This window comes from Pseudalkalibacillus sp. Hm43 (genome assembly GCF_054170705.1).
In genome coordinates, this window is record NZ_CM135129.1 from 3205848 (window position 1) to 3226407 (window position 20560).

Consider the following 20560-nt stretch of genomic DNA (forward strand, 5'->3'; position numbering starts at 1 on the left):
TCTTGTATGCAGCTTCTGTAAAAGGAGGCGGAACCAACTCTCCGAACCAGGAGCTGCAGATAAGAGATTGGAAGAGGAGGAGCTGAGTTGACCGAATATGCAGAGTATGTCTTGGAAAGGGAACAGATCGACTTGATGCTTGAAAAGGGGTACAAGATTAAAGATGTGAAGGAGAATTTGAGCGGCGCTTTCGTCACTTTTGAAAAAGGAAAAGACGATACCGACATCCTCCATATCAAAACAGCTGATGGAAGAAAGTACTTCTCAAATCTGCTATTCCATCAAAAATAAGGATACTTGTATGTGAGTTTTTAGAACCGGTGCTCTGAAAACGAAAAGGAGGAACTTCGATGGAGTTTTCCTTGAAGTGCAAAGAAAGTGTGTTTCCATGTGAAGTGGTCATTGATGAGGATAACGGCCGTTATATGCTTCGTAAGGCAGACTCGAGTGGTGAATTCTTCAATACCCCCCAGGAATTGGCGACATGGATTTTCAGGAATTGGCATTCTGACGATTTTCACGAGCAGGATTCTTTCAACCGCATGCTGAATATCTTGGAAAAGTATCTGCCAATGAACAGTTCCTGAGTAACAAAAGTGATCTACTGAATATCCTAAAATTCTCGCTTCAAAAAGATCGGAGTGTTCCTATCGTGCAGCACCAATCGAGTTTAGCAGTGAAGGATATATTGAACCGTAAACACTTTGAAAAGACAAAGGTGATTGCTGGATTTGAAGGACTTACTCGACAGGTGAAGTGGGTTCATGTCGTCGAAGTGCCGAACATCAAAAAGCTTTTGAATGGGAACGAACTGATTTTATCGACGGGAATCGTTTGGAAAGAAAACGATGATTTATTATTGGATTTCTTACAACAATTGATTGATTGCGGAGCAGCGGGTTTGTGCATCGAAATCGGAACGTATACTTCAACGATACCGGAAAGTGTCATCGAACTTGCTGACCGCAATCGATTTCCGATCATTCTTTTCATGGAGGAAGTCCAATTCGTCAACATTACCCAGGATATCCATGCGCAGTTGATCAACCAGCACTACCAGACGATACAGGACCTTGAACAATATTCTCTTAAACTCAACCAAAAGCTGTTAACGATTGAAAACAGTCAAGAAATGCTGAAGCTGATGCACGAGTATACGGGTTTGCAAGTCATTATGAAGACGTCCGATGAAAAGGATCTCTATGTACCCGAAGTGAATGAAGAACGGAAGAGCCGGGAAGCCCTGCAACAGCTGCCCTATGACTCCCCGTTTGTCGCTAAACGTCCTGTGAATGTGATGGAGCGTCACTTCGGAGAACTCTTTCTGTTCTCAACCGAAAGAGAAATCAACGAATTCGATCTGCTCATATTGGATCGGACGACAACTGCACTTGCCCAACTGTTCTTACGAGAGCTGTATGTAGAAGAAAAAAGAAGAACGGAAAAAAACGAATGGATTACGAGATGGGTGGATGGTGAGTACAGCGAGCAGGAATCATTAGTCAATCTCGTCTATTACGAAGGGAAAATGAAAGTCTATGGTGCAACGGTAGCCATTTGTAAATTGCCACCTAGCATCTCCAATTCGGATCGAACGTACTTGAACCTCTTCATCCGTTCCATTTTTGAACAGCAAGGGTTTCATCTCATTTCGACCGATCGGCATGGTTATGCGGTTTACATCCTTTTGAATCTAAGAGGAGACGGAGCGTGGAAACAACGTTTAAGTCAAGGAATGGACCGGGTGATGAACACCGATTTTCTAAAAAAACATGCTTTCCAAATCAAGAGGATAGCGGTAGGACAATATACAGAGCATTTGAATAAGGTTGGAACCGCCTATCTAACGGCTTCAGAAACACTAAAACTCCAAAAGAAGATCCAACCGGATCGGTTATGTATGTATTATGAAGACTTACATATGCATCGTGTCATCAGTCTATTTAAAACGCAGAATGAATTTCAGGAGATGATTTCGGAATACTTGCAACCAGTCATTGAATACGACCGGAAGTATAACGGTAAATTGCTACAAACGTTGAAGGTGTATCTTTCTTGTAATGGATCGAAGAAAGAAACGGCCAAACAACTTTATGTCGTACGTCAAACGCTCTATTACCGAATTGAGAAGTTGGAAAAATTGCTCGGAGAAGATTTTATGTCTAATTCTGAAAAACGTCTTGCCATTGAATTGATGCTATTCGCCCATGAGTACCTGAACGGATCTGGAAATGAGCAAAATGTCAAAACAGATGATCAGGTGATGAGTTAAGGATTGGGCAGTATGTGTTGAAGTAAGAAGTGATGATTTTACATTATGTCTAATGTATCAGGATGCCAAATTTTAGATAATGAAAGAAAGTCTTTCGATTTTTAAAGGAGGCGTAAGTGAAATGACGGTAACGAAAAGCGATACGAAAGAGTTGAAAAACTATATCAATGGACAGTGGGTAGCATCATCTGGGTCTGACACATTAGAAGTACCGAATCCTGCAACGGGTGAATTATTGGCCAGAGTGCCCATCTCGAATAAAAAAGATCTCGATGGAGCAGTGAAGGCTGCAAATACAGCGTTCCAATCATGGAAGAACGTCCCGGTTCCGAAACGCGCACGTGTCATGTATAAATTCCATTACCTTCTGACTGAGAACCATGAAGAGCTCGCGCGCTTGATTGTGCAGGAAAACGGGAAAGCCTATAAAGAAGCATACGGTGAAATACAACGTGGCATCGAATGTGTAGAATTTGCAGCCGGTGCACCTACTCATTTGATGGGAGAAACGTTGTCCAATATTGCAGAAGAAATCGATTCTGAAATGTTCCGTTATCCACTTGGTGTCGTCGGTGGAATCACGCCTTTCAACTTCCCGATGATGGTTCCACTATGGATGTTCCCGCTCGCAATCGTTTGCGGAAATACATTCGTTTTGAAGCCTTCTGAACGCACGCCCATCTTGGCAAATCGTCTCGGAGAACTCTTGACGGAAGCGGGCATCCCGGATGGTGTGTTCAATATCGTCCATGGCGCACATGACGTTGTGAATGGACTCCTTGAACACCCAGACATCAAGGCGATTTCATTCGTCGGTTCACAGCCTGTAGCCAAATACGTTTACGAGCAGGCAGCGAAAGAAGGGAAGCGGGTTCAAGCTCTTTCAGGTGCAAAGAATCATCACGTCGTCATGCCGGATGCAGATATGGAAAAAGCCGTTCAAAATATCATCAGCTCAACCTTTGGAAGTGCCGGACAGCGCTGTATGGCGTGTAGCGCAGTCGTAGTCGTGGGTGATAATGATCCGTTCGTAGACGCTCTTCGCAAAAAAGCGGATGAGTTGACCATCGGTAATGGTATGGATGAAGAGGTTCTTCTCACGCCAATCATCCGAGAAGCTCATCGTCAAAAGGTACTTGGTTACATTGAGAAAGGTGTGGATGAAGGTGCCGATCTCATCCGTGATGGTCGAAGAGAAATGGCCGACATGAAAGATGGGAATTTCCTTGGACCAACGATTTTTGATCATGTTACACCAGACATGACGATTGCAAAAGAGGAGATTTTTGCGCCCGTATTAAGTTTGCTGCGCGCTGAAGACTTGGATGGTGGACTTGAGTATCTCCGTAAGTCACGATTCGGTAATGGGGCGACTCTTTATACAAAAGATGCCGCAGCTGTACGAAAATTCCGCGAAGAAGCAGATGCGGGCATGCTAGGGATCAATATCGGCGTTCCAGCGACAATGGCTTTCTTCCCATTCTCCGGATGGAAGGACTCGTTTTACGGGGATCTCCATGTCAACGGAAAAGATGGGATCAACTTTTACACACGCAAGAAAATGATTACATCTCGATTCGAGTATTAAAAAAGGAGGGCGTACCATGGTTCATCAAGTCGATCAAACACAAGATGTTTTGAAAAAAGATGAGCAGTATGTCTGGCATTCCATGAAGCCTCACAACCCGAACACGACGATGGTGGTGTCCAGTTCCAAAGGGGCCTGGGTGACCGACATCAACGGTGACCGCTATTTGGATGCCATGGCAGGATTATGGTGTGTCAATGTCGGTTATGGCAGGACAGAACTGGCGGAAGCGGCTTATGAGCAATTGAAAGAAATGGCGTATTTCCCGCTGACCCACAGTCATGTCCCTGCAGTCAAACTTGCAGAGAAATTGAATGAAATGCTCGGTGGAGATTACGTCATCTTCTTTTCCAATAGCGGTTCAGAAGCGAACGAAACAGCGTTCAAAATCGCTCGACAATACCATCAACAACGAGGTGAGCACAGCCGTTACAAATTCATATCGCGATACCGGGCGTACCACGGCAACTCGATGGGATCCCTGGCAGCCACAGGGCAGGCGCAACGTAAGTATAAATATGAACCACTCGCAACAGGATTCTTGCATGTTTCCCCTCCTGATACGTATCGCATGCCGGATGCGGATATAGAGAACGCGCATGATATGGCATGCGTCCAGGAAGTCGACCGAACGATGACGTGGGAGCTTAGTGAAACCGTGGCGGCGATGATCATGGAGCCTATCATTACTGGAGGTGGTATCCTCGTTCCACCAGATGGATATATGAAGGCGGTAAAAGAGATTTGCGAGAAGCACGGTGCATTATTGATTGTCGATGAAGTCATCTGTGGTTTCGGACGTACCGGAACGCCATTCGGATTCCAGAACTACGGAGTGCAGCCGGATATCGTTACGATGGCGAAGGGAATCACCTCTGCTTATCTACCATTATCGGCCACTGCCGTTAAGAAAGAAATTTATGAAGCATTCAAAGGAACGGAAGAATATGATTATTTCCGGCACATCAATACGTTTGGAGGCAACCCGGCAGCATGTGCATTAGCATTGAAGAACATCGAAATCATGGAAAATGAGAAGCTTTTTGCCCGTTCTCAACAGTTGGGTGATCGTCTGAAAAATGATTTGGAGACAAAGCTTCAAAACCATCCATATGTGGGTGACGTAAGAGGAAAAGGATTACTGATCGGTATTGAAATGGTGGCGGATAAAGCAACGAAACAGCCTCTTGAAGTAAGTAAACTGAATGAAGTGATTGCGACGTGTAAAAAGAACAAGCTGATCATTGGGAAGAATGGTGTGACGGTTGACGGCTACAGCAACGTTTTGACCTTGTCACCACCGCTCAATATCGAGGAGGAAGATTTAGATTTCATTGTTCAAACATTGACGAACGCCTTGAACGACCTTACGAAATAAGATGGAAAGACTGTGCTTGAAAACAAAGCACAGTCTTTTTTTTGTTTAGAAAACTTTTATTTTACACAATTTAACGATAACCTTAAGTATAGAAAATATAAAGGTGGGAGTTTTATGGAGGACCATGTATATGATTTATTAGGAGTCGGAATAGGACCATTCAATCTAAGCCTTGCGGCATTGATTGATGATCGAACTGAAGTCGACTCACTCTTTTTCGAACAGAAGCCGGAATTTGATTGGCATCCGGGCATGTTGATTGTAGGGACAAGGCTACAAGTACCGTTCATGGCTGACCTCGTCACCCTTGCGGACCCGACGAGCCGATACAGCTTCTTGAACTATTTAGCGAAAGAAAATCGCTTGTATCCCTTCTACTTCTTACAACGTCTGGACATTCCGAGGCGGGAATACAACGATTATTGCCAATGGGTCGCAAAAGAGTTGAATAACTGCAGTTTTGGTAAGAGAGTCATTGAACTGGATTATGATGAGCAAAATGAAATCTACTTAGTCACGGTACTGGACGTACATACCGAAGAAACATCCGTTTATAAGAGTAAAAATCTCGTGCTGGGTACAGGGGGAACGCCTTCCATTCCGAAAACGTTCCGAGGTTTTTCAAATCAGGATGTTTTCCATACCGCAGAATACTTAAATCGACAAGATCGATGCAAGGAAGCGAATTCGATTACAGTCATTGGGTCTGGTCAAAGTGCGGCAGAAGTGTTCCGCGAGCTTCTTAAGGATCATATGGAGCACGAGTACACGCTGAACTGGATTACGCGCTCCCAAAGTTTCTTGACGATGGAAGAATCGAAATTGAGCGTCGAGCAATTTTCACCAGATTATGTGAATTATTTTTATGAGTTTCCTCAAAAACAGAAGGACGAAATCTTTGCGACACAGGATCTATTGTATAAAGGAATCAGTTCACATACCGTTACGGATATCTATAATCTGCTCTATGAGAACACGGTTTCTCGCCGAAAGATGAAAGTTCGTTTACAAGCGATGACAGAAGTGACTGGCATTGAGCAGAAAAACGGAGCGTATGAGCTGCAATGCAACCAGTGGCAGCAAGAGCAAGATTTTACAATCGATAGTGAGGTTGTCATCATCGGAACGGGCTATCACCCGAATGTGCCTTCGTTCGTCAATGGTTTGAAGGATTATATCTCATGGGATGAAAAAGGCAGATATGAGGTGGAATCTGACTATCGATTACGGATGGATATCCCGAATCCAGTCTATGTCCATAGCGGCATTTCACACTCTCATGGTGTCGGATCGACCAATCTAGGGTTAGCTGTGCATCGGAATAAAGTCATCATCAATCATCTTACAGGTGAAGAAGTATTCCCGATGTACGACCAACACGTGTTCCAGAACTTCGACGCAAATACATTCCACAGATACTAAGGTTGGAAAAGCAGGCAAAAGTTTGCCTGCTTTTTTTCGTCTTTACACAAAATTTGATTGTTAATATTCCTTGCTTTTGAAATAATTGGAATGAGGAAGTCTTTTAAATAAACGGTGGGGGCTTTGAACGATGAATCAAGTGATATCCGCGATTTACATTTCCACTTCTCTAATACTCTTTTTTGCCGTAAGAGTACTTGTCATGTATGGAGAAATAAGTACTCCAGAGAAGCCTCTTGCATTTATGAAAATGTCTGTTTATTATTTCCCTGTTATTCCTTTGATCATTGGTCTCGTCTATTTAGTTGTTCATCTGAATTCCATTTATAAAAAGTGAAACCGACCATAGAGGCATTCGTAAATATTGGTACATAAATGGACAATGTCAGACTTGGGAGGTAAGTATATGAAACAACCTATGGACACTTCAGAATGTCCGAAGTGTGGCGGGAAAGAGTTAGGCAGGGGAAAACATAGTGGATATGCTGTTATGGCTCCATTGAAGAAGTTGAGTACCGGTTCAAACATTGAATACATCATTTGCACAGATTGTGGTTATATCATTGAAGGATATGTATCGAAACCAGAAAAATTTAAAGGGACGATTGATTAACCCTGATACCCTATTGAATGAAAAGAGCTTGGAATTCCAACCAAGCTCTTTTTGATTTTCGGGAAGGATACTTCTTGCTCATCTTGATGCATCTATCAAAATAACTGAGCAAAATCGCCCCTAATAATAAAGAGTATGTATAAATTGTGATAGGATATAGAGTAATAGATTCCTACTTTAAAATGTATGTTTACAACTCTATATCCTACAAGTTTGACGAGGAGAGGAAGTGTCACATTCCATGCTTTATATATGGCAGATTGAAAAAATCATAAATGAAACATTAGGCGAGCTCAGACTTAACATCAATTGTGATTTTGACAACCAATTGAGTGTACCTATGAGTTATAACATTTCAACAAATACAATAAAATTCAACTACCTTCAGGTGAATGGCTATAAAAGTCAAATTAAAGTGAATGAGACAGAAGAAAACTTCGTTAAGATCCTTGTCTACCGAATGGCAGGGTATTATTTTGAAGCAAAGAAAGTGAATTTAAGGAAGCTCATGTATGGAGGCGAGGAGGAAAAAGAGAAGTTTCAGATGGAAATTGAAGAAAATGCCTGGGGGAGAGGAAGGAAGTTGGTTCCAGAACGTTTAATTGATTCCTATGACCGTGTACGTGAACTAGATAAACAGCTGATTAAAAACAGATAGTGTTGTAATGAAAAAAAGAGCTTGGAATTCCAAGCTCTTCGTTATTGTTCATATTTTCGGTCAAACGCTCTCTCCAGCTCCTGGTATTCACTTTCCATGTCCGTTGCAGTCGAAAGTTGGGATAGTTCTGAAAGCAGATACTTCCGATCCAAGTAATAGATTTCATGATTTTCAATGCCTTTTACCGTTTGGACGGCAAAGTTCCATAATTCCTTGTGAAAGACTTTATCCATCGATTTAGCCATTGATTTCAACGAGGATAGGATTTCTGTGATGATGACCCAATTCCGATCCGCATAGTGGCGGATATGAGCAAAACCTCTGTAGAGATAATATTCGAAATCCTCCTCTTTAAGAATAATCCGGATGTTTTCATCTTCATCAATAAGAAAAGGAGAAAAATGTGTGTACCGAGCGATGATGGTCAACAAATCCGACATTTGATGAATTGTGTTTATAGCAGTCTTTGGATCATTATTCCCGAGTGCTTTTATGGCAATTTCGGATAGTTTATTGACCCCGAATTCCAGGTCTTGAATTTCTGTCTGCTTATGTCCAAGTTCAATGGTTTTCAAGTACTCAAGCTCATTGATGGCGGTCTCTTTTTCTTTCCAGTAGGTAAGGATTGGAGCACCTTCCAACACATACTCCCCGACACCGTATTCAAATCGGACCACAAGATTGTCCCTTTTGGCAATCTCAATCAATTTAACGAAATTGACCAACTGGATATATCCCGATTCTTTTGAGTCTAATGGATGGCCATCTCTTGGGTATTCTTTGTCATCCAGCTTCATCTCTTTAGTGCTTCGGTACGGCTCGACTTCTTTTAGAATCGAGAAATTGATGATTCGCTTCGAAATTTCTTTCATATTATCCGTGATGTTATGAACCTGCATCCACGTCGTAGCATGATTGATGAAATAAATGAATGTGACAGCTGTCAAAAATGCTAAGAAAACGGTGATGATCGGGATGGCAAGATAACGCTCGTCATCGGTGTTACTGATGAATAGGAAGACAGTCAATACGTAAATGAAACTACCATTGAAGATTCCTAGAACGTGTTGGGTCTTCTTGTCAGACACGAAATTCAGCAGCATCCTCGGTGAAAATTGGCCACTGAATGTCGTCAGTACGACAAGTAAGGAGTTGAAGGTGAATGCGCTCAACGTCAAGATGCCGCCGATCAGTGTACTGACCAGTATACGTGTTAGACGGGCTTCTGATGTCAATTTCACATTGACATACTGACTAAGTTCCACTTTCAAATCAAGCAATAAGGTAAAGACGGCTAATAATATGGCTAGAAAAATATAAATGCCTGGGGTAAACCATAAGGTAGCGTTTATTTCTTCCCAGCGCTGTCTCTTGGACATCTTGAAATATTTTCTTATAGACTTCGGCATTTTAACTTCGATGGGTAACACCTGCTTTGTTAGGAATACTTCTTATTGTCTACCCGTCTTTTTTCCAAACTATGCAAAAGAATCTATAAAAAATAAAAAGAAGATGACGATTAACAAGTCACCTTCAAAATTACCGGTATAAGCCTCTCACATACATAGTTGAAAGGTTATGGACTATGGATTCAATGGAAACAGGTTTGTTCCGTACAATCTCCCATAAGTACATTTCATTGGAAAAGAACCACCCTCTTCCAACCATTTCTGCATCCACATCTTTATAAGCGATCCCGCTTTGTTGAGAGAAACGGATGTCTTCTGCAATCCGATGGATGAATCTTTCCCGGATTTCGCTCCATTTTTGATAGACGGCATCTGAATGTCCAATTGCTTCTTCCACGACAGATAACATCTGTTGTTCTTCTTTCGCCATTTCCAGAAACATCTGAACTTGTTTTTGAATCATTGTTGATGCATCATCTGGGCTGGATGGACGGAAAGGTAATTCAGCTATTTCATAGAACTTGTTCATGACATCTTCCATTAACGCTATGAGAATGTCGTCTTTATTCTTGAAATGAACATAAGCCGTTCCATATCCGGTATCGGCTTGTTTGATGATCTGTGTAATGGTCGTTTTCTGAAATCCCTGTTCGATAAAAATGCGGCTCGCTGCACCTAACAAGTTTTCACGAGTTTGTTGCGATTTCAGCTGCCTTTTTGTCAGTTTCTCGTTCTTATCAGTCATGTTATTTTCATCCTTTTAAAGAGGTGCTTTCATTTTATAAAGGGCGGAACGGAATGTCAATGACATGATGTCATTGACACTTTGTCAACTTCAACTGTATAGTGAAATTAATTACATACAGAAAAGGAGTCGATCCAATGGGGAAGCAATCATTTGATGCATCCAAAGAGCATGCGTTGCAACTTGATCAACAAGATGAATTGGCATCCTTCCGAGATGAATTCTATATAAAAGAAGATTCCATCTATTTAATTGGGAATTCTCTTGGATTATTATCCAAACGTGCAGAAAAGTCTTTGGAAAACTTGAAAGAATCCTGGAAAGAATATGGCATCGGTGGATGGACAGAGGGAGAGAATCCTTGGTTTTATATGTCTGAAAAATTAGGTGAGATGTCTGCCCCTCTTGTCGGAGCGAAGCCTGAAGAGGTCATCGCAACCGGTTCCACGACTGTAGATTTGCACCAGTTGGTAGCGACATTTTACAAACCTGAAGGAAAAAAGACAAAGATTTTAGCGGATGAACTGACATTCCCGTCTGATATATTCGCTCTGCAAAGCCAGCTGAAGCTGAAAGGGTATGAGCCGGCTGAACATCTCGTGCAGGTGAAGAGTCCAGATGGTAGAATCGTGGAAGAAGACGATATCATCGACGCGATGACAGATGAAATTGCGTTGATCATGTTGCCGAGTGTCATGTATCGTAGCGGCCAAGTGTTAGACATGAAACGGCTGACAGAGGAAGCGCACAAGCGTGGAATCACGATCGGATTCGATCTCTGTCACTCCATCGGCGCGTTGCCGCATGCATTGAGTGAATGGGGGGCTGATTTCGCCTTCTGGTGCAACTATAAATACGTGAATGCAGGACCGGGTTCTGTAGCAGGAATCTATGTCCACGAAAAACACCTTGGGGAAGCACCGGGTCTGGCTGGTTGGTTCAGCTCTGATAAAAATAAACAGTTTGATATGGACCATCAATTGACCCCGGCAACAACAGCGGGAGCCTTCCAGATTGGAACGCCGCACATGTTGAGCCTGGCACCATTGAAAGGATCTCTCGAGATTTTTGAAGAAGCGGGTATCGATCGTCTGCGTAAGAAATCGCTTCGTCTGACTCAGTACATGATGGATCTCGTTGAACATGAACTGAAAGACTATGGTTTTGAAATCGGGAATCCTAGAGAAGATCATCGTAGAGGTGGACATGTGTACTTGGAGCATCCAGAAGCAGCACGAATCTGTACAGCGTTAAAAGCGAATAAGGTGATTCCGGATTTCCGTAATCCGAATGGAATCCGTTTGACACCTGCCGCTCTATACAACACTTTTGAAGATGTATGGAATGCCATTCACATCTTGAAACGGATCATGGACGAAGAACAATATAAGCAATATGAAAATAAGCGTGGCGTAGTCGCATAATTGTTATCGGAAAAGAAAGTGAGTGAGACGATGGGAAACAAACATGAAGAAGGAAAAGAGAAGTATGTAACAGAAAAAGGGATCCATACTGATTTTTCGAAAAACATGACGTACGGAGAATATTTACAGCTGGATCGTTTACTTTCTAGTCAATCCAGATTGTCTGGTCATCATGATGAGATGTTGTTCATCGTCATCCATCAAGTGAGTGAACTATGGATGAAGATGATCTTGCATGAATTGAATGCAGCAATCGATAGCATTCGGAACAGTGAGATGCAGCCGGCTTTCAAAATGTTAGCGCGAGTGTCGAAGGTCCAGTCCCAAATCATCCAGGCGTGGGATGTGCTTTCCACATTGACACCATCTGAGTACTTAGAGTTCCGTGATAGCCTTGGACAAGCGTCTGGATTCCAATCGTATCAATATCGGATGATTGAGTTTGCTCTTGGATACAAGACACCGCACGTGTTGGAAATTTATAAGAAAGACCCGGAATTGCATACGAAATTGAAAGAGGCTTATGAAGCACCGAGCATTTATGATGCGGCCATTCAAGAGCTATCCAATGCTGGTTTTGAAATCAATCCGCAATTATTGAGTCGCGATTTTTCCGTCACGTATGAAGGGGATCCAACGGTCAAAGCAGCTTGGGTCGAAGTGTACCGAAACGTTGATCGATATTGGAACCTATATCAGTTAGCGGAAAAATTGGTGGACATAGAAGATTGGCTTCAACAATGGCGATTCCGTCACATGAAGACAGTAGAGCGAATCATCGGTCATAAGATGGGGACGGGAGGCTCTTCTGGCGTATCTTATTTGAAGCGAGTCCTTGACCATCGCTTCTTCCCAGAGCTATGGGACATTCGTACAGAGCTATAGTATTGAAAAATAAAGAGCACGTGCTGATGCACTTGCTTTTTCTATTGTAATTGGTGGAAAGTTCCACAAGTCAGAACGAAACTTCCCCAAGTCGACCAGAAAGTTCCCTAAGTTCGGCACAATCCAACTTGAAAATAAAAGCATCCCTCCAAGCATATAGTGAACTAAAATGAGGGAGGCGATCCCCTATGCCGCTTTGGATTGATGTGTCGCTGAAAAAACATCAGCTCAAATTATTCGATCATACGAGGCTCCTGAAGACATATCCGATAGCAGTAGGAAAAATGCTGACCCCAACTCCAACTGGAGAATATACAATCATCAATAAACAACCTGATCCAGGCGGACCTTATGGCACCATGTGGATGGGGTTGTCGAGACCGCACTATGGCATACACGGAACAAACGATCCGTCTTCAATCGGCAAGAATGTATCAAAAGGGTGCATACGGATGTATAACAAGGATGTGAATGAACTGGCAAACCTGGTTCCAATCGGCACGAATGTCTGGATCCATAATTGACACAAAAAGAGACCGGAGGTTATTCCGGTCTCTTCCATATATTTAGGGGGGAGGTTATTAATATGAAGCTTTATCCAGCAATCACTTGGTCAATGATCTTGGATGGTTCCATCCGGCTAGGATTTTTACCTGTTTTCTTCGTTTCCTTGATAGGGAGATGACGTTCAAATTCATTCAGATAACCTTTTTCTCCCATGAGATAAGTTTCTTTCCATTTGTTCTTCTTCGCCTTTTTGGTAATCTTAGAACTCAACTCTTTCAACCAACGTTTTTGGTTTTCTTCAAAACGCTCCTGGAATTCATCCTTTTTGTTTGTTTCAGCTGCAGAAATAGAAGCAGCCATTGGACCTTGATGTTCACGCCAGTCATCAATATCCGGATCGAATGAATAATGGTATTCATCCACTAGCACACCCATCTCAGTTTCAAGAACCGTGGCGTCTTCTTTATGGATGACGATGATTCCACTGTAAGGATAGTTGGATTGCAATTCCTTCAATTGATCAAGTTCAGGCTTGTCTTCCCAATGGAAGGACGTTTCAATCGGTACTTGCAAATCTTCCATGATCCAAATGCTTTCATCAGGAGTTGCGAATAGTACGACACTTCGCTTCAATTCACGTTCTCTTCCAATGATTTTGTTATACACCTTGTCTTTCAACTCACGGTAACCCTTCAATTCGTCGTGGTCACCCATCTCTTCGATGTATTCCTCGAATTTGTTCAAACCGTTTTTCAGCTTGATTTTCCATTCGCCGCCTTGTTGATCAGGGCGGCTACGGTCTGTATTTAAGTATACTGATAAAATTTTCTGAGAGCCCTCAGCTTTCTGTTTTTCTAGATTTTGCAGCTTTTCGGAGAATCTCATATACGTTTGCCTCCTTATATTGAAAAATGAATCTACTAATCCATTACCGATTAAAAAAAATTCTAAACGTAAAACTCGGAACCAAAAGTTCGGATCTTCGTAGATTCTACTGAATGGAGGTTTATACCTTGAAAAGATTTGCCTTGATCATAAGCTGGATTCTAGTTGTATACATCGTTTGGAAGCTAGGAACGATAAATCTCTTTAATTATCACTTGTTCTCTGAAAGATATGCACAAGGCTTGGAGATTCAAAAATATTTTGCTATACATATCGGCATACCTCTTGTGGGGATTCTCTTTGTCATGGTGTTGTTCTTCATCACCGTTCTGAACGCTAAAAAACGTTAAAAGACACCCCCTTAGGGTGTCTTTCGCTTCATATGCTCCCATTCTTCCCGTAGAATGCCCATCTTGATAGAATCATAATATTCTCCATCTACGATTCGTGCTTTCCGGATGCGTCCTTCTTCAATCATGCCGATTTTTTCAGCTAGTTTCATCATTCTCACATTGCCGGACCAGGTTGATATACCAACCCTTACGACATTCATGCTTTCGAAGATGTAATCCGTCCATAGTTGGAAAGCTTCTGTACCATATCCTCCAGCCCAATAGCGAGAATCAAAGATCACAATGCCGTTACTGAGCCAATTTGTCACTTCATCCTCCCAGTACCAATTGACGGTTCCAATGAGTCTCCCATCTACTTCAATGACGAGTATCTTCCTTGGCTGATTCAATTCGATATTCGTAAAATCTGCCTTGAACTTTTCTTTGAATTCCTGTCTCCCAAGAGAAGGTCTTTTATAGTACGGTCCGTTCCACTTGAGATGTTCACGATCGGTCGCTTCATAATTCCAATAGAATAAATCATCTAGGTCATCGACCGTCAAATCCCTCAAAACAACCCTGTTTCCTTTTATATGTACAATTGACACAAAACCACTCCTTCTGCTAAAAGTATAGCATTTCATATGAATAAAAAACTCTGCCGACTGAAAATCGGCAGAGTTTCTATGTTTTACGCATTTAATTTCCGGAAATGGTTAAAGAGGATCAGCTTGCTTTTTTCGCTTCTTTCTTTTTCTTTTCAGCCATAAGCAGATCGTGATCTGCAGCCTTGACGAAGGAAGCTGCGAGCATCGTCATGATGAATAGAAGTGGGAAACCACCGACGATACTTGCCGTTTGCAAGCTTGATAGTCCACCGATATACATCAGTATCAATGGTAGTAAAGATAATGCAAATGCCCAGAAAAGACGGTTCCATTTTACGGGTTCATCTTCCACATAGTTTTGGACGACGGCTGCTAGAATGTAAGAGCCAGAGTCGAACGTTGTTGATAGGAAGATGATGGCCAGCAAGATGAAAACAGGTATTACGAGCCAATCCAGTGGCAACTGTTCAAGTGTACCCATGATGGCAGCAGGTGCACCTTGGTTATTCAATACTTCTACGACCGAGAACTTTCCGCTAAGTTCTAGATATAGTCCATAGTTTCCTAGTAGTCCGAAGTACAATACACAACCAAGTGTACCGTAAAGGATCGTTCCAAGAACGATTTGTTTTACAGTACGACCTCTTGATATCTTAGCGATGAACAAACCGATGAATGGTGCATAAACCAACCACCAAGCCCAGTAGAATACCGTCCAGTATTCAGGGAAGCTGGTTTTTTCAAAAGGACCATAGTTGTTGAATGGTTCTGTCCATGTTGCCATGTGGAAGAAATTATCCGCAATCAAGCCGATGCTGTTGACGGTCGTTTCTGTCAAGAATACAGTGGGACCAACAACCAATACGAAACCTAGCAACAAGAAGGACAACCATAAATTGATGTCACTTAAGACCTTGATACCTTTCTTCAGACCTGAGTAAGCACTAAATGCAAAAATGATGGTACAGACAACAAGAATATATGTCTTCATGGATAGGGTTTCTTCCCATCCGAACATGTTGTTCAGTCCTGCAGCAATCAATGGTGTACCTAGTGCGAGTGTGGTACCTGCTCCACCTAGCAGACCGAAGATGAACAAGACATCAATCACTTTTCCTAAAGGACCATCCGCAAGTCGACCAATCAACGGACGACAAGCTTCACTGATTTTGAGTACAGGTTTTTTACGAACGTAGTAGAAATAGGAAATCGGCAGTGCCGGCAGGCAATAAATCGCCCATGCGACCGGACCCCAATGAAAGATTCCATAAGATGATGCCCATTGAATCGCTTCAGTGGAATTCGGCTCTACTCCTAGTGGTGGACTTGAATAATAATAGGCCCACTCAATCGTTCCCCAATATAGGACACTCGATCCAATTCCTGCGCAGAATAGCATTGCTGCCCATGAGAAGTTGGAGAACTCCGGCTTGATATCTTTTCCCATCTGTATTTTTCCAAATCGACTGAATGCGATGTAGAGTAGGAAAATAAGTACGGCTAATCCAAAAACTAAGTATAATACCCCGAAATTACCTGTCATGAATGAATTCATTGCGAGAACGACAGCTTCCCCTTGCTCAGGAAATACAATCAGAGGAACCGTCACGGCTAGTAATAAGACGAAAGCGCCTATGAATGTCGGCCAATCCATAATCTTGTTTTTCTTATCCACCTAATCACTCCTTTTATAACTTTTTCACGATTTATTATTTTACACGAATCCTGTCGAATGTAAAATTTATATTCTATTTGTTTAAAACTTCTGAAAAATAAAAGCGCTTACAAAGTGTGTGGTCATGGTAATTATATACCATATCAAACCAATAAAATAATTATTATTAGATATAAATGGTAATTTAATAGTAAGTTAGAATGTAATTAGGTAAGGGATAAAAGTCATATTATTATTTGAGTTACTGTCAAGGGCTCGAACCGCTTATTTTGTCCATCCAACAATGTGATAAAAATCTGAATGGAGATGAATTGAACCATAACAGAAATCTTCTTACTACAAGATTCGACTTTTAATAGTAAAAAGGTGCAAGATAGTTTCTTTACTTAACTGAATCGAAAGGAATATTGGGAAAAATGTTGTTGAAATCCCGCTAATCTAGCTGTTCATTTAAGGCAGCTTTCCCAACTTCATAAAGAAGGAAATCTCCCTACAAATAGACAATTCCTATTAGTATAGCGCGCGCAATTGTTTAAAAATTTGGGGAGGTATTTTTTTGAAGTTGTCCAAAGGAATTTTGTCCATGTCGTTAGCATTGTCCGTAGCACTTGTCCCAGGAATGGCCGACGCAAAGGGAGCACCAACAACTGAAGCACCGAAAGTCGAAGTTCTACCAAAAGCAAAAGACAATACGAATGAGAGAAGCATGAAGCCTGCAAAAGTCGAATCAACTTCCAACGCAAAGATTCTGAATGCTCAAGGGAAAGAAATCGGGAAACGAACATTCAAAAGCAATACCTTGAACAACAAATCGATGATGCAAGCAGCAGCTGCAACCAGAGTCGTAACGGTTTTGGCGGTTGCAGATGAGGAATATAGAGCTCAATACAGCGATTGGCAAACACGGATCCAGAACGCTGTCGAGAGCGCAGACAATGCTTTCTATCGTGACCATGACATCGATTTCCAAGTGCAAGCAGTAGGGAATTGGTATTCACAAGGCAGCAATGCATCTCAAATCCTATCTGACCTTAGCAACGATTGGAGCGGGTACAGTTATGACTTTGTTGTAGGATTCACTCGTGATGCAAATTTCGATGCAGGAGGAATCGCCTACGTTTACTCTTCTGCTCCAAGCGGAAGTGCATTCAGTGTAAATCTGGATCAAGGTACTACGAATACATGGCATGCAGCTCAACATGAGTTCTCTCATAACTTTGGACTTGGCCATGATCCACAAGGAAGTGGGATCCGTTGTATCATGAACTATGATTATTCCTATAGCGTGGACTACTGGCATCAAGAGCACGACAATCAAATTGAACAAAACGAATACTGGTACGGTAGCTAATCGGTCTACTAGAGACACTCATCCTATTGGTGAGTGTCTTTTTTTGGATAGGACTTTACAAACGAACATATGTTCTGTATAATGAAAACATGATCTTCTAATCGATCTGTTCAAACACACCTTTTGCTGCGTACACCTTGATACGCAGCTCTTTTTTTTGAATGAAATGTAAAAAATTACTAGATAACAAAAGACTGTCCTTTATAATAGAGTTAATAGATTTTTAAGGAGGCTGAAGTTGTGGAAAAGATGCAGAAACTATCTTTGAATGAAATCGGTCAGATCAATCTCAACGTGAAGAATGTCGAGGAAGCGGTTTGTTTTTATCGTGACACACTCGGGCTACCATTATTATTTTCTATGGAGAATATGGCATTTTTTAATTGTAACGGGATTAGATTGATGCTCTCTGTTCCTGAAGATGAATCATTCAACCACCCTGGTTCTGTCATCTATTTCAAGACAGAAAATCTCCAAGGTACATATGAACAATTTAGGGAAGAAGGGGTTGCTTTTACGAGTAGACCTCACATGGTTGCAGACATGGGCCAATATGAACTTTGGATGGCATTTTTCAAGGATCTAGATGGCAATGTACTCGCTCTTATGAGTGAGATTACGAAATGATCGTTAATTAAATCGGAAGGGGTGTTCTTGTGAATTTCTTTAATGAAGATCGGAATCTTCAATTTGTCTTAAACCAATACTTAGAGGGACCGATGAAAAATTGGGCATTTACTGAACTGGATCAGTTTGGAGAAAGATGTGGGACAGAAATTGACGAAAGAGCCGCTCATACGGACCGGGAAGGGCAACCTAGATTAATCAAGTATGACCGATTTGGAAATGACATATCACATGTCTGGATGAATGAGGGTTATAAAAAGACAGTAGAGGAAACGTACAACACTGGCATTGTCGGTTATGTTCATAAAGAAATACCTGAACTGAACCAGAAAGGAAATTACATCTATTCTTATGCCCAAGGTTATCTTCTTTCCCAGACAGAAGCGGGTTTCTATTGTCCTGTGACATTGACAATGGCAACTGCATATTTGTTGGACCATTATGCAGATGAGAAAGTGAAAGAAGAATTCCTTCCACATGTGATTTCTACTGGAGAAACAGAGCTTTTTGAAGGAGCTACGTTCCTTACAGAACGTCAAGGTGGATCGGATGTTGGCGCGAATGAGACAGTAGCTATCAAAGACGGTGACCATTATCGTCTTACTGGTGAAAAGTACTTTGCCAGTAATGCGGGAGCTTGTGGAGTGGCAACGGTTTTAGCCCGAATGGAAGGAGCACCTGAGGGAACGAAAGGGTTGAGTCTATTCCTAGTCCCTTGGAGGAACAAAGATGGGTCGTTGAACAATATTAAAATACGGCGATTGAAAGATAAATTAGGTGTTCGGGCTGTTCCTTCTGCTGAGGTGGAATTTGAAGGGGCTATGGCTTATTTGATTGGTGACTCGACAAAAGGCTTCTATTATATGATGGAAGCATTGAATCTCTCTAGAGTGTGTAATGCTGTGGCTTCAGTCGGAATCATGAGAAGAGGGATCCTGGAAGCAAAACGATATGCAGATCAAAGAGAAGCTTTTGGGAATAAATTATCAAACTATCCGATGATCCAAGAGACATTGGTGAATCTGACAAGTAGACAAGAAGTTCAGCTTGGAGCATTGTTCCGTTTGATATCACTTTTCGATCGAGTCATGAAAAAGGATAGCGGTCATGTAGCAGATGATGAAAAAGTACTTCATCGACTATTAATCGCACTGGTTAAAATGAGAACGGCTGAGGAAGCAGTCACCTTTTCACACGAAGCGATTGAAATGCATGGAGGGAATGGATATATTGAGGATTTCGTAACACCTCGCCTTTTACGAGATGCACAAGTGCTGACAGTATGGGAGGGTACAGCCAATATCCTTGGCTTGGAAGTTTTGAGGTTAATTAACAAATACAATGGAGCTAAAATCTTCACAACCTATATAGAGAAGCTTCTGAATGACATTCCTGATGATCTGCATCCTTATCTTTCACCTATCAAAACCGGTTTAAAGCGCATGGATGATTTCATCCAACAAGTACAAAAGTTCGATCCGAAGACCCAAACCTATCACGCAAAAAAAATTGCAAATCTAATGACGGATCTATATTTGAGTGGATCCGCATTTACGGAAGCAATGAATGGAGGCGAACGAAAACTTCTTATTGCCCGTCAGTTCTGCAAGCAGGTTTGGGATGAAGATGCGGTGGATGTGGATGCGCTACCTCTTCAATTTTTTGATGTATTCATGAATCCGTCATCACAGCCTATGCTCGGTAAGCGTATAAACCAGACATGACGGTCACAAAAAAATAGACAGCCCTTTAGTCGAGGTCTGTCTATTTTCCACTTAGCATGGCATCGTCGTTTCTTTTTCTTTTCTCAGTTCATTGAGTCGATCCCAAACCTCTAAAAACCATTCTTTATCTTTGGTTAATAGAGCCACATCAATAAGGTTTTCAAGGAACACTTCTTGATCATCAATTGATTCTGTTAAAGGTTGGATCCTGTGGATGAACGTCTCGATTGTTTTACTCACAATCTTTCTATTATCGGATTGTGTGACAACAATCTTAACCGTACCATTAGCAGGATGAATCGAATGAATAAATCCTTGAATGATCTCATCATTGATCGTTTTCCCCTTAACCCAATCTCCATTGTAGAAAATCGGTAGCTTTAGGCTACTCATATCGAATTCCTCCTATCCATTTGGTGTTTGTATGGTTTTAGTTCATAGTTCAAAAGTTCGTCGT

Annotated in this window: 22 protein-coding genes; 16 read left to right on the top strand and 6 right to left on the bottom strand. The window is 41.8% G+C overall.

All coding sequences use genetic code 11. The annotated features are described in order from the left end of the window. The first annotated feature begins 87 nt into the window (after positions 1 to 87). The 9 genes from ACXQIQ_RS16675 (at position 88) to ACXQIQ_RS16715 (ending at position 7931) form a co-directional block, all read left to right on the top strand. Positions 88 to 291, top strand: coding sequence for a MerR family transcriptional regulator (locus ACXQIQ_RS16675; RefSeq protein ID WP_439301256.1), 204 nt, complete (start codon positions 88 to 90; stop codon positions 289 to 291). A gap of 59 nt (positions 292 to 350) precedes the next feature. Beyond that, a complete protein-coding gene (locus ACXQIQ_RS16680) occupies positions 351 to 587 on the top strand; it encodes a hypothetical protein (RefSeq protein WP_439301255.1) in 237 nt (78 codons plus the stop codon). Positions 588 to 652: 65 nt separating this feature from the next. Next, on the top strand, positions 653 to 2272 hold the full coding sequence (locus tag ACXQIQ_RS16685) for a PucR family transcriptional regulator (RefSeq protein ID WP_439301254.1): 1620 nt from the start codon (positions 653 to 655) through the stop codon (positions 2270 to 2272). Positions 2273 to 2393: 121 nt separating this feature from the next. Further along, complete coding sequence (locus tag ACXQIQ_RS16690) at positions 2394 to 3860, top strand: CoA-acylating methylmalonate-semialdehyde dehydrogenase (RefSeq protein ID WP_439301253.1); 1467 nt, start codon at positions 2394 to 2396, stop codon at positions 3858 to 3860. 16 nt (positions 3861 to 3876) lie between these two features. Continuing rightward, positions 3877 to 5238 (top strand): aspartate aminotransferase family protein, encoded by a 1362-nt coding sequence (locus tag ACXQIQ_RS16695; protein ID WP_439301252.1) that lies wholly within the window; start codon positions 3877 to 3879, stop codon positions 5236 to 5238. A gap of 114 nt (positions 5239 to 5352) precedes the next feature. Further along, the gene (locus ACXQIQ_RS16700; protein WP_439301251.1) at positions 5353 to 6660 is read left to right on the top strand and encodes a lysine N(6)-hydroxylase/L-ornithine N(5)-oxygenase family protein; all 1308 of its coding nucleotides are present in this window, start codon (positions 5353 to 5355) and stop codon (positions 6658 to 6660) included. Between the two features lie 130 nt (positions 6661 to 6790). Beyond that, positions 6791 to 6997, top strand: coding sequence for a hypothetical protein (locus tag ACXQIQ_RS16705; protein ID WP_439301250.1), 207 nt, complete (start codon positions 6791 to 6793; stop codon positions 6995 to 6997). A gap of 69 nt (positions 6998 to 7066) precedes the next feature. Continuing rightward, positions 7067 to 7273, top strand: a complete 207-nt coding sequence (locus tag ACXQIQ_RS16710; protein WP_439301249.1) for a transcription initiation factor TFIIIB — start codon at positions 7067 to 7069, stop codon at positions 7271 to 7273. A 241-nt stretch (positions 7274 to 7514) separates the two neighbouring features. Further along, positions 7515 to 7931 carry a hypothetical protein gene (locus tag ACXQIQ_RS16715; protein WP_439301248.1) on the top strand — a complete coding sequence of 139 codons (417 nt, stop codon included), beginning with the start codon at positions 7515 to 7517 and terminating at the stop codon, positions 7929 to 7931. Between the two features lie 41 nt (positions 7932 to 7972). Here ACXQIQ_RS16715 and ACXQIQ_RS16720 read toward each other — a convergent pair whose 3' ends face one another. Both ACXQIQ_RS16720 and ACXQIQ_RS16725 read right to left on the bottom strand, forming a co-directional pair. Beyond that, on the bottom strand, positions 7973 to 9310 hold the full coding sequence (locus ACXQIQ_RS16720; protein ID WP_439301247.1) for a DUF2254 domain-containing protein: 1338 nt from the start codon (positions 9308 to 9310) through the stop codon (positions 7973 to 7975). Positions 9311 to 9470: 160 nt separating this feature from the next. Continuing rightward, positions 9471 to 10085, bottom strand: a complete 615-nt coding sequence (locus ACXQIQ_RS16725) for a TetR/AcrR family transcriptional regulator (protein ID WP_439301246.1) — start codon at positions 10083 to 10085, stop codon at positions 9471 to 9473. A gap of 137 nt (positions 10086 to 10222) precedes the next feature. On the opposite strand from ACXQIQ_RS16725, the gene kynU reads away from it, so the two are divergent. The 3 genes from kynU (at position 10223) to ACXQIQ_RS16740 (ending at position 12918) form a co-directional block, all read left to right on the top strand. Beyond that, entirely contained in the window at positions 10223 to 11509 is a 1287-nt protein-coding gene (gene kynU / locus ACXQIQ_RS16730; protein ID WP_439301245.1) for a kynureninase, read from the top strand. Positions 11510 to 11539: 30 nt separating this feature from the next. Next, positions 11540 to 12394: a tryptophan 2,3-dioxygenase gene (gene kynA, locus ACXQIQ_RS16735; RefSeq protein ID WP_439301244.1), complete on the top strand. Its 855-nt coding sequence runs from the start codon at positions 11540 to 11542 to the stop codon at positions 12392 to 12394. Positions 12395 to 12582: 188 nt separating this feature from the next. Continuing rightward, positions 12583 to 12918, top strand: a complete 336-nt coding sequence (locus tag ACXQIQ_RS16740) for a L,D-transpeptidase (RefSeq protein WP_439301243.1) — start codon at positions 12583 to 12585, stop codon at positions 12916 to 12918. Positions 12919 to 12988: 70 nt separating this feature from the next. On the opposite strand, the gene ACXQIQ_RS16745 is transcribed toward ACXQIQ_RS16740, so the two are convergent. After that, the gene (locus ACXQIQ_RS16745) at positions 12989 to 13786 is read right to left on the bottom strand and encodes a VLRF1 family aeRF1-type release factor (RefSeq protein ID WP_439301242.1); all 798 of its coding nucleotides are present in this window, start codon (positions 13784 to 13786) and stop codon (positions 12989 to 12991) included. Between the two features lie 128 nt (positions 13787 to 13914). Between ACXQIQ_RS16745 and ACXQIQ_RS16750 the strand changes: the two genes are divergently transcribed. Beyond that, positions 13915 to 14136, top strand: coding sequence for a hypothetical protein (locus ACXQIQ_RS16750; RefSeq protein WP_439301241.1), 222 nt, complete (start codon positions 13915 to 13917; stop codon positions 14134 to 14136). Positions 14137 to 14147: 11 nt separating this feature from the next. Here the strand turns inward: ACXQIQ_RS16750 and ACXQIQ_RS16755 are convergent, their stop codons facing one another. Both ACXQIQ_RS16755 and ACXQIQ_RS16760 read right to left on the bottom strand, forming a co-directional pair. Beyond that, a complete protein-coding gene (locus tag ACXQIQ_RS16755) occupies positions 14148 to 14762 on the bottom strand; it encodes a GNAT family N-acetyltransferase (RefSeq protein ID WP_439301240.1) in 615 nt (204 codons plus the stop codon). Between the two features lie 82 nt (positions 14763 to 14844). Next, positions 14845 to 16380, bottom strand: a complete 1536-nt coding sequence (locus ACXQIQ_RS16760; RefSeq protein WP_439301996.1) for a BCCT family transporter — start codon at positions 16378 to 16380, stop codon at positions 14845 to 14847. A 583-nt stretch (positions 16381 to 16963) separates the two neighbouring features. On the opposite strand from ACXQIQ_RS16760, the gene ACXQIQ_RS16765 reads away from it, so the two are divergent. The 3 genes from ACXQIQ_RS16765 (at position 16964) to ACXQIQ_RS16775 (ending at position 20103) form a co-directional block, all read left to right on the top strand. Continuing rightward, positions 16964 to 17752: a zinc-dependent metalloprotease gene (locus ACXQIQ_RS16765; protein WP_439301995.1), complete on the top strand. Its 789-nt coding sequence runs from the start codon at positions 16964 to 16966 to the stop codon at positions 17750 to 17752. A gap of 249 nt (positions 17753 to 18001) precedes the next feature. After that, a complete protein-coding gene (locus ACXQIQ_RS16770) occupies positions 18002 to 18379 on the top strand; it encodes a VOC family protein (protein ID WP_439301994.1) in 378 nt (125 codons plus the stop codon). A 92-nt stretch (positions 18380 to 18471) separates the two neighbouring features. After that, positions 18472 to 20103 (top strand): acyl-CoA dehydrogenase family protein, encoded by a 1632-nt coding sequence (locus ACXQIQ_RS16775; protein WP_439301993.1) that lies wholly within the window; start codon positions 18472 to 18474, stop codon positions 20101 to 20103. A gap of 51 nt (positions 20104 to 20154) precedes the next feature. Here ACXQIQ_RS16775 and ACXQIQ_RS16780 read toward each other — a convergent pair whose 3' ends face one another. Continuing rightward, positions 20155 to 20496 carry a hypothetical protein gene (locus tag ACXQIQ_RS16780; RefSeq protein ID WP_439301239.1) on the bottom strand — a complete coding sequence of 114 codons (342 nt, stop codon included), beginning with the start codon at positions 20494 to 20496 and terminating at the stop codon, positions 20155 to 20157. Positions 20497 to 20560: the final 64 nt, after the last annotated feature.